Source organism: Zobellia galactanivorans, assembly GCF_000973105.1.
Taxonomy (GTDB): domain Bacteria; phylum Bacteroidota; class Bacteroidia; order Flavobacteriales; family Flavobacteriaceae; genus Zobellia; species Zobellia galactanivorans.
On the sequence record NC_015844.1, the window covers coordinates 3,953,464 to 3,969,196 of the forward strand.

The 15,733-nt window shown below is 44.2% G+C and carries 8 protein-coding genes; all 8 read left to right on the plus strand.

Annotated features, from left to right (window positions below):
* Positions 1-42: 42 nt before the first annotated feature.
* Positions 43-1,560: a sulfatase family protein gene (locus ZOBGAL_RS16195; RefSeq protein ID WP_013994776.1), complete on the plus strand. Its 1,518-nt coding sequence runs from the start codon at positions 43-45 to the stop codon at positions 1,558-1,560.
* Between the two features lie 65 nt (positions 1,561-1,625).
* Positions 1,626-4,427, plus strand: coding sequence for a heparinase II/III domain-containing protein (locus ZOBGAL_RS16200; RefSeq protein ID WP_197541275.1), 2,802 nt, complete (start codon positions 1,626-1,628; stop codon positions 4,425-4,427).
* Between the two features lie 15 nt (positions 4,428-4,442).
* A complete protein-coding gene (locus ZOBGAL_RS16205; protein WP_013994778.1) occupies positions 4,443-6,815 on the plus strand; it encodes a PDZ domain-containing protein in 2,373 nt (790 codons plus the stop codon).
* Positions 6,816-6,831: 16 nt separating this feature from the next.
* The gene (locus tag ZOBGAL_RS16210; RefSeq protein ID WP_013994779.1) at positions 6,832-8,811 is read left to right on the plus strand and encodes an alpha-L-fucosidase; all 1,980 of its coding nucleotides are present in this window, start codon (positions 6,832-6,834) and stop codon (positions 8,809-8,811) included.
* A gap of 291 nt (positions 8,812-9,102) precedes the next feature.
* On the plus strand, positions 9,103-11,409 hold the full coding sequence (locus tag ZOBGAL_RS16215) for a heparinase II/III domain-containing protein (RefSeq protein WP_013994780.1): 2,307 nt from the start codon (positions 9,103-9,105) through the stop codon (positions 11,407-11,409).
* A 1-nt stretch (position 11,410) separates the two neighbouring features.
* A complete protein-coding gene (locus ZOBGAL_RS16220; protein ID WP_013994781.1) occupies positions 11,411-13,081 on the plus strand; it encodes an FAD-dependent oxidoreductase in 1,671 nt (556 codons plus the stop codon).
* Between the two features lies 1 nt (position 13,082).
* Complete coding sequence (locus ZOBGAL_RS16225; protein ID WP_013994782.1) at positions 13,083-13,808, plus strand: SGNH/GDSL hydrolase family protein; 726 nt, start codon at positions 13,083-13,085, stop codon at positions 13,806-13,808.
* A 6-nt stretch (positions 13,809-13,814) separates the two neighbouring features.
* Positions 13,815-15,647 (plus strand): arylsulfatase, encoded by a 1,833-nt coding sequence (locus ZOBGAL_RS16230; RefSeq protein WP_013994783.1) that lies wholly within the window; start codon positions 13,815-13,817, stop codon positions 15,645-15,647.
* Positions 15,648-15,733 lie beyond the last annotated feature (86 nt).

The following is a 15,733-nucleotide window of genomic DNA, read 5'->3' on the forward strand; positions in this document are numbered from 1 at the left end:
TATAGGACATATAAAACTAACTGACCAAAAAATAGAGTAGATATGAAAAATAAGTTTTTTGTTTTCGCAATTACCATGTTGCTGTTTGCCCCCAATCCTAGTTTCGGATTTCAACAGCCACAAAAGAAAAAAAACAACCTGAACCTAAAGAAACTCAAGGGCCACGCAAAGCGCAATGTCATTTTTATCTTGACCGATGACCACCGCTACGATTTTATGGGCTTTACGGGAAAGGTGCCTTGGTTGAAGACTCCTAATATGGATAAGATGGCGGCGGAAGGTGCACATATGAAAAATGCCTTTGTAACTACGTCTTTATGTTCGCCAAGTAGGGCTAGTATCCTAACGGGAGAATATTCACATGTGCATACCATAGTGGATAATGTGGCGCCCAACCCGGGAAACCTGACCTTCTTCCCTGAATACCTTCAAAAAGCAGGATATCAAACCTCCTTTTTTGGAAAATGGCATATGGGGGATCACAATGATAGTCCGAGACCCGGTTTTGACCATTGGGAAAGTTTTGCGGGGCAGGGAGATTACTACGCGCCCAACCTTAACATCAACGGAAAGAACATACAGTACGATAAAGACACCTATGTGACCGATCTATTGACCGAACACGCGGTCGATTGGTTGGATAAAAGGGATGTCGATAAACCCTTTTTTATGTACCTCTCGCACAAGGCCGTACACGCCATGTTTAAGCCGGCCAAACGCCATGAGGGCATGTACGCGGGTAAAAAAATAGAAAAACCCGACTCTTACACCCAAACCATCGGTAGTGCCTATAAAAAGTTGAACTGGCCGGAATGGGTGAAAAAGCAACGCGATAGCTGGCATGGTGTAGATTATATGTACCACGGTAGGGCCGATGGCACTTTTGATGACTTGGTACAGCGCTATTGCGAAACCTTAATGGGGGTTGATGAAAGCGTGGGTGCGGTCATGGATTGGCTAAAGACCAATGGCCTCGATGAATCTACCATGGTCATTTATATGGGGGATAATGGATTTAGTTGGGGGGAACACGGCCTGATAGACAAGCGTCATTTTTACGAAGAATCGGTTAAGGTGCCTATGTTGGTACGTTGTCCTGAAATTTTTGAAGGAGGACAGACCATAGAGCGCATGGTTCAGAACGTAGATATAGCCCCAACTATTTTAGAGTGTGCCGGTCTTGAAAAACCCGATCATATGCCGGGTAAATCATTTGTTCAATTGCTTAAAGGAGACGAAAACAACTGGCGCGACAAAATATTCTATGAGTATTATTTTGAATACGATTTCCCCATGACGCCGACGGTTTTTGGCGTTCGTACGGATAAGTACAAATACATACGTTACAATGGCATTTGGGATACGAACGAGCTTTACGATATAGAAAACGATCCCAATGAAATCGTCAACCTTATCGATAAACCCGAATTACAACCCATGATAAAGGAGTTTGCCAATAGCCTCTACGACTGGTTGGAAGATAGCGACGGTATGCAAATCCCTTTGAAAAGGAATGTCTACCACAGAATAGGGGATTACGAACACCCGAATCAGTATTAAGGGGATAGAACAACCACAAAGGAATAGGTTTAAGGTATAGCATGCGAATGAATCTTAGAAAGGCGATGAAGCAAGTAAAAGGAAAAAAAATGTGGTTTGCCATTTGTATGGTATGGGTTTCGGTTATGGCCATGGCACAAAGCACGGCGCATCCAAGAATTTACGTAACCGATCAAGAAAGAGCGGTTTTTGTAAAATCTTTGGAAAGTGTTGAATGGAAGAAGGAACTGGTCAATACGAAGAAGGAGCGATTGGCAAAGTATATTTCCTATTGGGAAAAGGATCCCGAATGGTTGGTTTCACGGCTTCAAATGAACTGGAACACCAAACATGATAAAGTCTTTTTAAAAGGCGGTGATTTTTCACATTCCAAAGGAAAGGCTCCCGTTCCCACGGTGAGGTATTCGGGTACACGTGATTGGGCAACGGATTACGAGCGTCCGAAATTGGAAGAGGTGCAACCCTACTTCGACGACCCTCGGGGCCTGTATCTAAGGCATAAGGAAGGCGGAAAAATGGAATGGGTACACCCTTCCCGATCAGGCTTTGCCATCGATAAGATCAACGAACAGATCATGGAACTCGTGGCGGATGCCGCTTTTTTGTACTGGCTTACCGGCGAACAAAAATATGCCGATTTTGCCGCCCCCGTTTTCTTTACCTATATGGAGGGAATGTACTATAGGGATGCGCCCATAGATCTTGAAAAATCGGAACAGGCCAACATTTCGGGCCTCGCCACTTTTGAAGTCATTCACGAAGGCATTGTGGTCTCCTTGGTAACCACCTACGATTTTCTCTACAATTACTTTAAGGCGAATAAAAAAGACCTCCATACTTCGGTGGCCGTATTCCAAAAATGGGGCGACCAGATTATCAAGAAGGGAATTCCCGATAATAACTGGAACCTATTCCAAGCCAGGTTTCTTACCTACATCGGTTTGGTGCTAGAGGGAAATCAAAATTACAAGAACGGAAAGGGACAGGAGTATTTTTTAGACCATACTTTCAATATATCTACGGATCGGCAAATTGCCATCAAGGAAAGCTTGTTGGTTTATGACCAAGAAAATGCCATGTGGCCCGAGTGCGCCTCGTATTCGGTTCATGTAATCACTACCTTTTTACGCATATTCACTTTATTGGACCATGCTACCAATGCCAATGAGTTTGCCAATTTCCCTATTGTGGAAAGGGCGGCCTTGGCTTCTTTTCAGTATTTGTTTCCGAGTGGGTATACCGTTGGCTTTGGCGATTCCCACCATAAAATGCTTCCCCCGGAAAACTTTGAACTTTTGGTGGCCAACTATAGAAAGTACGGTCAAGTGGAAAAGGAGAAATTGATATCGGGACTCCTATCGCAAATGGTAAATGAGGGGGTATATGACCGAAGGGCGAAAGATTTCTTTGAACTGTTTTTCTATACGGATCATTTGATCGAGAACCATTCAAAGGAAGATGTAAACACCGATAAGCTCGTGTCGCCCACCTTTTATGCGCCTAATGTAAGTATGCTCAACCAGCGCATGGGAAAGGGAGAAAATGCGGTAATGGCATCTATAGTTGGGTCTTTTGGTAACCATGCCCACGCCAATGGCATTTCATTGGAGTTGTATGCGAACAATTACGTTTTGGGTACCGATATGGGGCGCGGACCGAGTTATTGGCATGATGACCATAGGAATTTTTATTCCCGTTTTCCGGCCCATAACACCGTAGTGGTCGATGGTCAATCGGATTATGCGGCCATGCGTACCTATTTTCCTTTTAAGCTGGAGAATGTGTTTCCGAAATCAGGGGAAAGACCTTCTTTTGATAAAGTAACTTTTTCGAACGTGTCCTTTGTTGAACCTAAGACGGTTTCCGACCAGCAACGCTTTACGGCGGTAATTGCTTCCAACACTAAAAAACCATATGTAATCGATGTATTTCGCTCTAAAAAACAAAAGGGAGGAAGGCAGAAGCACGAATATATCTATCATAACCTAGGGCAATCGTTAGAGCTTTTTGACGTAAAAAATAACCCCTTAAAAACAATGCCTACAGATGAACTGTCTTCTATCAAAGGGGATTTAAAGGGCTATGATTATTTTACGGATAAGACGAAAACGATCAATTCTGGGGATATTCGAGCCATTTTTACCCTAAAAAGCAGTGAAAGTCCCGATAATTTCATGAAACTATGGGTCAAGGGAAGTGAAAACCAAACTTTGTATAAGGTCAATTCGCCAAAATCGAATGCCCTTAGTGAGGGTACCGCTCCTAAAGAGGTTCTTGAAAAACCCATACCGACCTTAATCTTGAAAAGGGACGAAGCGGCTTGGGAGCATCCCTTCGCGGTAATTTTCAATCCGTTTATGGAAGGGGAGGCCAACCCCATAGCAAATGTGTCTTTTTCGTCTGTGCCCGAGTACCCGAACACGCAGATTATCGATGTGTTGTTAAACGATAAAACCACCTTGGACCGAACGGTTTTAAATGCCTCGGAAAGCGATGTGGTATCTAAAGACGGTTTCTATCAAAAAGGATTCTTGTCCATTTTACGGACGACCCATAACGAGGCCGATATCGAATTCATGTTTTTGTCGGGAATGGAAAAGTTTGAATCGCATGGCTGGGATATCGTTTCATCGGGAAGCCCATTTTCCTTTACACTGGAAAAGGCTCCAAATGGGTATGCCGTTAGCAATGATAAGCCCATAACCATCAACATGCCCCTGCCAAAGGAGGGAAGTCAACCTGAAATACACTTGTTCGAAGATGGCAAGCTCGTAGCGAGCAGAAAGGGAACCACCAATAGGAATAACTCGGGCCAAGTCGTGTTTAAGCTTTCCAAAAGCTACGACAAGGTTTTGATTACATATTAAACAGATCAAAAAAACATGCAAAAACTCAATAAAATACTATTTCTAGTCGGCTTTATAGCTCTTCTTTTTTCGTGTACTCAAGAAGAGAAACCCATAGAGATTTATGTTTCCCAAACTGCGGAAAATGAAAAGGGCGATGGCCTCAGTTATACGACCGTTGCGGAAGCGGTTCAAAAAACATCGGAATTAAAAGAAAATAGCCCAGAAGCCCATATAATTATAAATATTCTCCCCGGAACCTATTACTTGTCGGAATCGATTACCATACCTCCTTCATTGAGTAATTTGACCATTAAGGGTACGAGTGCGTCGGAAGTGACTTTAAAAGGGGCGGCGCCCATACAATTGGATTGGCAGAAATATAAAGACCATATGTATGTAGCCGATGTGGGGCAAGTCTCAAGTTTCGACCAATTTGTGGTCAATGGGAAACCACAGGTTCTGGCCCGATATCCCAATTACGATGAAGCCGCACAGTATTGGCAGGGTTTTGCCGAAGATGCCTTGTCCAAAGAACGTGTGGCATCATGGAAGAACCCGGTTGGAACCTATTTTCACGCCTTACATGGTGGTAGATGGGGCGGTTTCCATTTTCGAATTACAGGTATTGACGCCGACGGGAACCCGGTTTTTGAAGGCGGACATCAAAACAATAGGGCCTCTAAACCGCACAAAGTATTCCGAATGGTAGAGAATGTCTTTGAGGAATTGGATAGCCCGGGAGAATGGTACCTGAATACAGAAGAAAACAAGCTCTACTACTGGCCTTTGGACGATATGGATTTGAATACGGCCCAATTTGAGGTTTCCGTACTAAAAAATTTAATTCAGCTTACGGGTACCTTAGAGAACCCGGTAAGGAATGTCACCATAGAAGGGGTGAAGTTTGAGAATTCGCAACGCACCTTTATGGACGAATATGAGCCTCTCTTAAGAAGCGATTGGACGATATACCGAGGCGGCGCCGTTTTCTTGGAGGGAACGGAGGATTGCAAGGTGACCAATAACGAATTCACGAACCTTGGCGGTAATGTAATCTTGGCAAGTAAGTATAATAAAAACCTTGAGATCAAGGGAAATCATATTCATGATTCGGGGGCCAGTGCCATATCCTTTATAGGCGATCCGTCGGCAGTACGTTCACCGTCCTTTAATTATAAAGAGTTTGTTCCGGTAAGCGAAATGGATACCGTGTCGGGTCCTAAAAACGAACTTTTCCCAAGGGAATGCTTGGTAGAGGATAACCTCATTTACAGAATAGGAAGAATAGAAAAGCAAACGGCTGGCGTTCAAATTTCCATGGCTATGGATATTACCGTTCGGCACAATAGCATATACGATGTGCCCAGGGCGGGCATCAATATTGGTGACGGTACTTGGGGCGGACATATTTTGGAATACAATGATGTGTTCAATACCGTATTGGAGACCAGTGATCATGGGTCTTTCAATTCGTGGGGGAGAGATAGGTTTTGGCACCCCAAAAGAGCGGTGATGGACAGTTTGACCGATGCGAACCCCAATATGTGGAAATGGGATGCCGTGCATACCACTATCATTAGGAATAACCGCTTTCGTTGTGACCACGGTTGGGATATTGATTTAGACGATGGGTCTTCCAATTACCATATCTACAACAATTTACTGTTGAACAATGGCTTAAAACTAAGGGAAGGATTTGCTAGGGTCGCAGAGAATAACATTATGGTCAACAACTCCCTGCATCCCCATGTATGGTTTAAAAACAGCCAAGATGTATTCCGGCACAACATTGTCCAAAAGGCCTATCAAGATATAAGGCTAGACGGTTGGGGAAAGGAATTGGACTATAATTTGTTCCCTAATGAAGTAAGTATGATGAAATCTAGACTGTATGATAGGGACTTGAACAGTGCTTATGGAGACCCCTTGTTCAAGGATCCCGCACACCTTGACTTTTCCGTTCTAGAAAATTCGCCTGCTTTCAAAATCGGATTTAAAAATTTCCCGATGGACAAATTTGGCGTGCAAAAGGCCGAGTTGAAAGCGCTTGCCAAAACACCTGAAGTCCCTAATTTGAATGAAAAAACGAAGGAGGGGGCGGAAACGGCACCGGTTATGACCTGGTTGCGGAACAAGTTGAAAAACGTCTCCTCAAAAGAAGAGCAGTCGGCCTACGGTCTTAACACGGCCGAAGGTGTCATCGTTTTAAATGTTTGGGAGCAAAGTCCGGCCGTACTGAACAAGGGCCTAAAAGCGGGGGATGTAATCGTACAGGCCAATGGGAAAAGGCTAAAAGGAATAAGGGACTTCATCAATGTCGTTATGGAAACGAAGACCCAAGAAAAATTAGACATTACCGTAGTTAGAAATCAATCGGAAATACAATTATCTATTAGAACCAAGTAACCTTAATCAAGAGAAAATGAAAGTAATAGTAAAATCAATTTTGTTCGCATTTGTTGCGATATTGACTTTGGGAAAGGGCCTGGCCCAAGATAAGGAAGTAAAAAAACTGTCTGATGATGAACGTATGGCCTGGTGGCGCGATGCCAAATTTGGAATGTTCATCCATTGGGGCGTCTATTCCATTCCCGGAGGGGAAAGAAACGGAGAAATCTGTGGAGGGGGTGCCGAATGGATTATGGACAAGTTAGATTATACCATTGAGGAGTACGAAAAATTACCTCCTGTATTCGACCCCGTTAAGTTCGATGCCGATGAATGGGTTGCTATGGCCAAGGATGCCGGAATGAAGTATATCGTAATCACTTCAAAACACCATGATGGTTTTGGTCTGTGGGACTCTAAGGTGTCAGATTATGATATCATGGATTCGTCACCTTTTAAGCGAGACGTGATCAAGGAGTTGTCGGATGCCTGTAAAAAGCAGGATATCGTTTTCTGTTTCTATCACTCCATCGTAGACTGGCATCATCCTCAGGCGCAGGGCAATTTATTCCCTAATTATAATGCAGGTCAAAAAGACCAAACTGTTGTGAACCCTGAATTTCCCGAATACTTTAAGAATTACCTAAAACCCCAGGTAAAAGAGCTGTTGACCAATTACGGCGATATAGGCGTGGTTTGGTTCGACGGCGATTGGATTGCCGATTACACCACCGAAATGGGCAAGGAAATGTACGACTTCATCCGCGAGATCCAACCGAATACCATTATCAACAATAGGGTAGACAAGGGCCGTATGGGAATGGAAGGTATGGACCGCGAAGGGAATTTTGCAGGTGATTTCGGTACGCCCGAACAAGAGATACCGGCTACGGGCATCGATTCCGACTGGGAGTCTTGTATGACCATGAACGGGTCGTGGGGCTATAAACCTTCCGATAAAAACTGGAAAAGCAGTAAAAAGTTGATTCAGAACTTGGTAGATATCGTATCAAAAGGCGGTAATTTTCTTTTGAACATAGGTCCTGACGGACTTGGCCAGTTTCCCCCGGAAAGTGTAGAAAGATTAAAGGAAATTGGCGATTGGACCGATGTCAACGGTGAGGCCATTTACGGAAGCAGTGCCAGTCCTTACGACCGTCCTGAATGGGGGCGTTATACTATTAAGGATGATATTCTTTATGCCCATGTTTTTGATTGGCCGAAAGATGGACAATTGGTAATCAATAGGGATATCCAATTACAAAGGGCCTCGTTATTGGCCGACGGTACTAAACTGAAAGCGGGGCTCACCGATAAAGGCTTGACGATCCAGCTTCCGAAAACGGCACCTGATGCTGCCGTCAGCGTGATTAAAATGACCTTGTTGACTAAGGACGATTGGGCGAACTTTGGAAAATATAGGGCGGACAACGAGCAGTTACAAGCCCCTTCTAAAAAGGAAGATCGCGTAGTTTTTATGGGGAATAGCATTACCGAAGGCTGGGGAAAGCACCATGCCGAATTTTTTACCGAAAACCCCTCGTATATCAATCGCGGTATTAGTGGGCAGACAACTACTCAAATGCTATTGCGTTTCAGGCCTGACGTTATCGATTTAAAACCCAAGGCGGTCGTTATTTTGGCCGGTACCAATGATATTGCCGGTAACCGTGGGCCCATCAGCAACGATATGATCGCAAAGAATATCTTTTCAATGGCAGAGCTCGCCAAGGCCAATGGTATAAAGGTTGTGTTGGCCTCGGCATTACCGGCCAATAGCTATTCTTGGAGCCCCTCGATCGCACCCGCCGACCAGATTATCGAACTTAACAAAAGGATCAAGGCCTATGCCGATAAGAACAAGATCGTATACCTTGATTATTACACGCCTATGGTAGATGGTGAAAAAGGCTTGAAAAGCGAGTACGGTAGGGATAGCGTACATCCGAACCTTGAAGGGTACAAGGTTATGGAACCCTTGGTAAAAGAAGCGATCAAAAAAGCCTTAAAATGAAAATAAGATAAGGGCGGAATGATGTTGGTCAAGGAAAGATACATACGACTTCATGGGGATAATGATGGTTTAAAATACATTCGAACACTGTGAAGTAGAAGTAAATTTTTTTTTTGAATCTGATGCCTTATCGCCCGATATACGGTCAATGGGCTATAATTTATAGAGCCTGAATACTATATTATATTATAAATAGCCAAGAACCGATAACATTGTAATGTGATTGGTTCTTGGTTTTTTTAGCCGCAATAGGCCGATCATTGAGTTTTGACCAATTGTGAAAATGAAACGATGAAAAGAACACTTCTATATATTTTTCTTGCTTTGGTGTTTGTAGGGAAGGCCCAAGAAAGAAACTACCTTCTACATACCGATGCCAATATAAAACAACTGAAAAACCAGATTTCCCGTAACGAAGCGGTTCGTAAGAGTTGGGATGCGCAATACAAAAAAGCCGAAAAACTCCTAAAAAAAGACAAATTGAAGGCTGCCGATTGCCAATTGTTGGGGCTGGCCTACCGCATGACGGGTAAACCGAAATTTGCTGAAGCCATAAAGGCGATTTTAATCGATTACACAAAAAGGGATACTTGGGAAAGTAAAACGCTTTTGAGTCGGACCCCAAAGTGGAAGGGGGGGCTGAAGACCTCACATACGAGTTTCTATATTGCCATTGGATACGATTGTATTTATAACTATTTGACGGAAAACGAAAGACAGGAAATCGCGGAAGATTTTGTTAAGGTGGGAATAACGCCTGCCCGAGAAGACTGGCTGCTTCCTAATACCGACTTTCATACCTTCGATACCATGGGCCATAACTGGTGGAGTGCCTGTGTGTACATGGCCGGTTTTAGTTCCTTGGCGATCAGAAACGAAATTCCCGAAGCCCAAAAATGGGTCGATGAAATTGCGGATACCGCCAAAGAATGGATAGATTACTCCGGTAGCGTACTTCAAAACAAGCCTCCTACTTTTGATCAAGATGGCGGGTTTTACGAAAGTATCAACTATGCCTCCTATGGGGTCTCGCAATATTTATTGTTTCGCTATGCCTTTCAATCGGCCTTGCCCGAGGTCAAGCAGGTAGAGCTGCCTATTCTGGATAAAATAGGGGATTTCTTTATACAGACCAGTTATTATGTGAAAGACGATAAGGTCTTGTCGGTCAATTTCGGCGATTCGTTTATCAATAAAACGGGTAATAGCTGTGTAACCCTATTATGGCATTTAGGCTATACCGATGATAAATACGCTTGGTATATTGACAAGGTAAGCCAAGGGAGCGACAATGAAGGGATGCAATTGGAAACGCCCAATGGTCTATTGTTACACCCCGTGCTTCCTAAGTTGGCCGATGATTTCGTTCCCGACTTACCCACATCACATTTGTATAAGGATATGGGCTGGGCGACCCTTCGCAATTCTTGGGACGATAATGCCACCATGCTTGCGGTAAAGTCCGGTTTCACCTGGAACCATACCCATGCCGATGCGGGGTCTTATATTCTCTTCCACAAAGGAAAGAACTTGATAATCGATTCAGGAAATGCCTCTTATTTGAGTCCCCTTTATACCGAATACTACTGTCAGAGCGAAGCCCATAACGTGGTAATTTTCAATGGCGAAGGGCAAAATCGAAAGGATATATACTTTGGGGTGACAAACCAAGGTTCGCTCCATAATTTGATGGAAGGCGAGAATTTCAAATACCTTTTGGCCAATGCTACTGGACCGTACTCCCATATATTGTCTCGCAACTACAGAAATTTTGTTTGGGTAGGCGATGTTATTTTGGTCATAGACGACCTCTTGGCCCATAAGCCGGGTAAGTTTGAGTGGTTGCTGCACTACAACGGCGAATCAACGCTAAAAGGGGGTATCGATTTGACGATAAAGAAAGATGATGCCAAGGTTTTGGTTCGTCCACTTTTTCCAGAGACTTTTCCTCCAGGAGGTGAACGCCCTCATGATTTCCCCGAACATATGCTGCTGACGGAAAAAATGGGCTATGAAGACCATCACCCCGAACAGACCAAACCCTATTGGTCCATCAGTCATTTTGAGGAAACGGCGCGGACCAAATTTGTTTCCGCCATTATTTTGGAGGATGAGGAAAATAAAGGGAAGCTCCCTGTCATCGAACGCTTTGAAGGGACGGATTTTTTAGGCGTGTCCATCACCCAAGACGGCAAGACTACCCAAGTGTATTTGAACTTGTTGGCAGATGGAAGGCTAAAGCATAGGAACAGCGTGATTGATATGAATGGTTGGGAAACAGATGCTTATCTCACTATTTTAACTTTTAAGGAAGGGGCCGATGTGACCAATATCGAAAATATAGATGAACTCTTCATCGGCCACGGCAGCTACTTGAGAAGGGACGGGAAGGCCCTAATGCATTCCCACTCAAAATACACCGCATTGGTTGAGGATTTTAATTCAGGGAGTTTAAAAGTTGAATTTCAAGGACAGGCCAATACCACGCTCAGTATCCATGCTAAGAATGCGGGAACTTCCGTAGACATAGGTCAAAATGTGAAATCCCAAAGTTTCGACGAAAGCCTAAATATGATCCAACTAAAAATCACGGAATAAGATGATGAAAACCATGTCAATTCGCTTTATTTTATGCTTGTGTGTATGTATACTCCAGATAGGATGTACGTCACGGGAAAAATCAGAAAACTTAGATGCAGATGTGATTATCTACGGAGGTACATCGGCAGCGATTGCCTCGGCAGTCCAATTGGCCCGAATGGATAAGTCGGTATTGATTGTTTGTCCCGAAAAGCATATTGGGGGGCTGTCGGCTAGTGGCTTGGGCTTTACCGATTTGGGAAACAAAAGGGTGATTGGCGGTATTTCAAAAGAGTTCTACCAAGAAGTGTATAAGCACTATCAGAATGAGGAAGCCTGGAACTGGCAACCTAGAAGTGAATACGGCAATGAAGGACAAGGTACCACGGCCATTGATGATGAGTTTAAGACCATGTGGACTTTTGAGCCCCATGTAGCCGAACAGATTTTTGAAAAGTTTGTCAAAGACCATAATATTACCATCCTTCGCGATAAATGGCTAGACCGAGAAAACGGGGTTGAAGTAAAAGATGGTGAAATTGTTTCCATAACCATGTTGGATGGGGAAAGCTACAAAGGCAAGATCTTTGTAGATGCAACCTACGAGGGAGACCTTATGGCGGCGGCAGGGGTGAACTACCATGTGGGACGTGAGGCAAACAGTGTGTACAATGAGGAGTGGAACGGGGTTCAAAAAGGTGTTTATCATCACAGCCATAATTTTCAACAACTAAATATTAGTCCTTATATAATTCCAGGCGATTCTACTAGTGGCTTGCTTCCGCGTATATCGGCGGAAGCCCCAGGGGAACAAGGCTCAGGGGATAAGCGCGTGCAGGCCTACAACTATAGATTGTGTACGACCAATGCGGAAGGGAATGTCGTGCCCTTTGAAAAACCTGAAAATTATGATCCTAAGGAATATGAGTTGTTGCGAAGGGTTTTTAAGGCGGGGCGTTATTCCATGTTTGGAGGGGGCAAAATCCCGAATATGAAACGAGATGTGAACAATGTAGGGCCGTTTAGTTCGGATAACATCGGTATGAACTACGAGTATCCTGAGGCTTCCTATGAAAAAAGAAAGGAAATCTTAGAAGAGCATATCAACTACCATAAAGGCTTGCTTTATTTCTGGGGACACGATGAAAGCGTACCTGAAAGGTTTAGAACAAGTATAGGCAAATGGGGGCTGGCCAAAGACGAATTTGTTGATAATGGCCACTGGCCCTATCAAATTTATGTGCGAGAGGCTCGGCGTATGATCGGGGAGTTTGTGATGACCGATAATGAAATCTTGGGAAAAAGCGAAGTGCGAAAACCCATAGGTATGGGGTCGTACGCTATGGATTCGCACAATGTACAACGTTATGTTACCAAGGAAGGATATGTGCAGAACGAAGGTGATTTAGGGGTCGAGCCCGAAAAGCCTTATCAGATTCACTTGGGGACCATCCTCCCTAAAAGGAAGGAATGCAAAAACTTATTGGTCACTGCGGCGATTTCGTCTTCCCACATCGCTTTTGGTTCCATTCGTATGGAGCCCGTTTTTATGATTCTCGGGCAGAGCGCGGCTACCTTGGCAAGTATGGCCTTAGATAAAGATAGGGCCATTCATGATGTGCCGTATGGGGAACTTCGGAAAAAGCTATTGGCAGACGGACAGGTTTTGGAATATAATCCGGAAAACTAAAATGAAGCTTTTAAAGGTGAACATCGGGGTCATTTTTCTCTTCCTGCTAGCTGTAAATACGGCCCTAGCCCAAATCCGTAATGCCGGGGTGAGCGGAAATACGACCCTAGATCTATTGCAAAGATCGGATACGGATGTGTTGGAACATCGGCCCGATTTTGTTATCCTATTGGTCGGTACGAACGATATGCTCAATTCAAAGAAGATGATATCCTATGCATCTTATAAGAACAACCTATGGGAAATCGTAAAGCGGATCAAAGAGGTCGGGGCATCGGTGTTATTGATGTCACCGCCGCCGGTAGATTCGGTATACCTATTTCAAAGACACGACCGGCGCTTGTTTAAAGAAGCACCAAATGTAAAATTGGATACCGCCCGAAAAATAGTCGAAGGCGTAGCCCATGACAATGGAGTGGGCTATTTGGATCTTTATCAAGCTTTTGGTAAAATGAACTTGCCGGAACACAATAAAGACCTGTTTTTTAGAAATGAAGGGAACAGTGGGGCCAAAGATGGGGTGCATCCTACGGCCTTGGGGTATCGGTTTATTGCTGAATCCGTTTTTCATTTTCTCAAGGAGAACCAGTTCATCGGAGAAAATAAAAAGATTGTCTGTTTTGGGGATTCTATTACCTACGGATCGGGCGTAAAAAACGGGGGTACCGTTATTGGGGAAAACTACCCGGCGGTATTGGCCCAATTAATCGAAGAAAATTATAAATAATATTTTATGATATCAATTCGTAAAGAGGGGTATGGAAAATGGCTCAAGCACCTAGGCTTTGCCGTCCTCTTGTTCTGTACGGTTCATATGGGATATGGACAGAAAAGTAAAGAACGGCCCAACGTCATTCTTATTTTGGTAGATGACCAAGGATATGGCGATATTGCCGCCTTGGGAAATCCCTATATCAAAACTCCCCATATCGACGACCTGCATGCTAGAAGTGCACGGTTCACCGACTATCACGTCAACCCGACCTGTGCCCCCACGCGAGCGGCCTTGTTGACCGGTCACCACGCGAATAGGGCAGGGGTCTGGCATACCATTAACGGTCGCTCCCTACTATTGGAAAGAGAGACTACCATGGCCCAAATATTTAAAGAGAATGGCTACGTAACTTCTATGTTCGGCAAATGGCATTTGGGCGATAATTATCCTTTTAGACCCCAAGATAAAGGCTTTGATGAGGTCTTAAGCCATGGTGGCGGCGGTATGGAGCAGACCATGGATTATTGGGACAACGACTATTTTGACGATATGTATGTCCATAACGGGGAACTGAAGAAATACGAAGGTTATTGTACCGATGTTTGGTTCAACGAGGCCATTAAGTATATCGAGGCGAATAAAAACAACCCCTTCTTTTGCTATTTGCCTACCAATGTCGCGCATTCGCCCTATTTTGTGGCCGATGAGTTTTCGGCACCTTACCAAGACAATGAAAACATTCCGCTCCCTGCCTTTTACGGTATGATCGCGAATATTGATAAGAACATCGGCAAGTTGATGGAGTACTTGAAAGCTTCCGATATTCTCGATAACACCATCATTATCTTTACAACCGATAATGGTACTGCCCAAGGGGCAAGGGTTGAAGGACATCGCTTGGATGGCTTCGTGAGCAAAGGGTACAACGCGGGTATGCGTGGTATTAAGGCGAGTAAGTATGAAGGCGGACATCGGGTTCCCTTGTTCTTACATTGGAAAAACGGGGGCATTACGGTAGGAAAGGATATTGACGAACTGACCGCCCATTATGATGTATTGCCCACCCTTGTAGAACTGTGCGGGCTGAAGACCAATGCCGATATCGAATTTGACGGACAAAGCCTTGTTCCCTTATTGAACGGAGACAATAGCCAGTTTAAAGACCGAATCGTCATTGCCAATTCACAGCGCACCGAAGTGCCGGAGCCGTGGCGAAGGACTTCCCTAATGCAGGGAAAATGGAGGCTGATCGATGGAGTGGAGCTGTATGATTTAAAAAAGGATCCAGAACAGCGTACGAATATTGCGGATAAACATCCTGAAAAAATAAAGGAATACAAACGGGCCTATGACGCTTGGTGGAACAATTTGGCGCCGGGTTATAAAGACCTGCCTCGAATATATGTAGGCCATGAAGCGGAAAACCCCGCTAAATTGTATTGTCACGATTGGCATACTACAGGTGATAGCCCGTGGCATCAGAGGCATATACGTACGGCTTATATCGATAACGGGTATTGGGCACTACATGTTCACGAAACGGGAAGCTATGAGGTAAAACTCCGTAGATGGCCCGAAGAGACCCAACTGCCCTTAAATGCAAAAGCCCCGATAAGACCGGCCATTTCGGGAACCAGTGTTAGTGAAAGTAAACCGAGTGTAGCCTTGAATATTGAAAAGGCAAGGTTGAAAGTCCAAGATTTCGATAAGACGGTAGATGTTGACCCTTCCGCAGAATATGTAAAGTTCACGGTACGCCTGACACAGGGCGAAGCGGAATTGCAAACCTGGTTTACATTAGATACTGGTGAGACCCTCGGAGCTTATTTTGTCAGTGTAGAAAAGTTGTAATGTACCCCTGATTATCTTTTCAACTTGTATCTTTAGTCGATTTTCGAATCGTATTGAAGCATTAAAAATGAGAAAAATAGGGAACG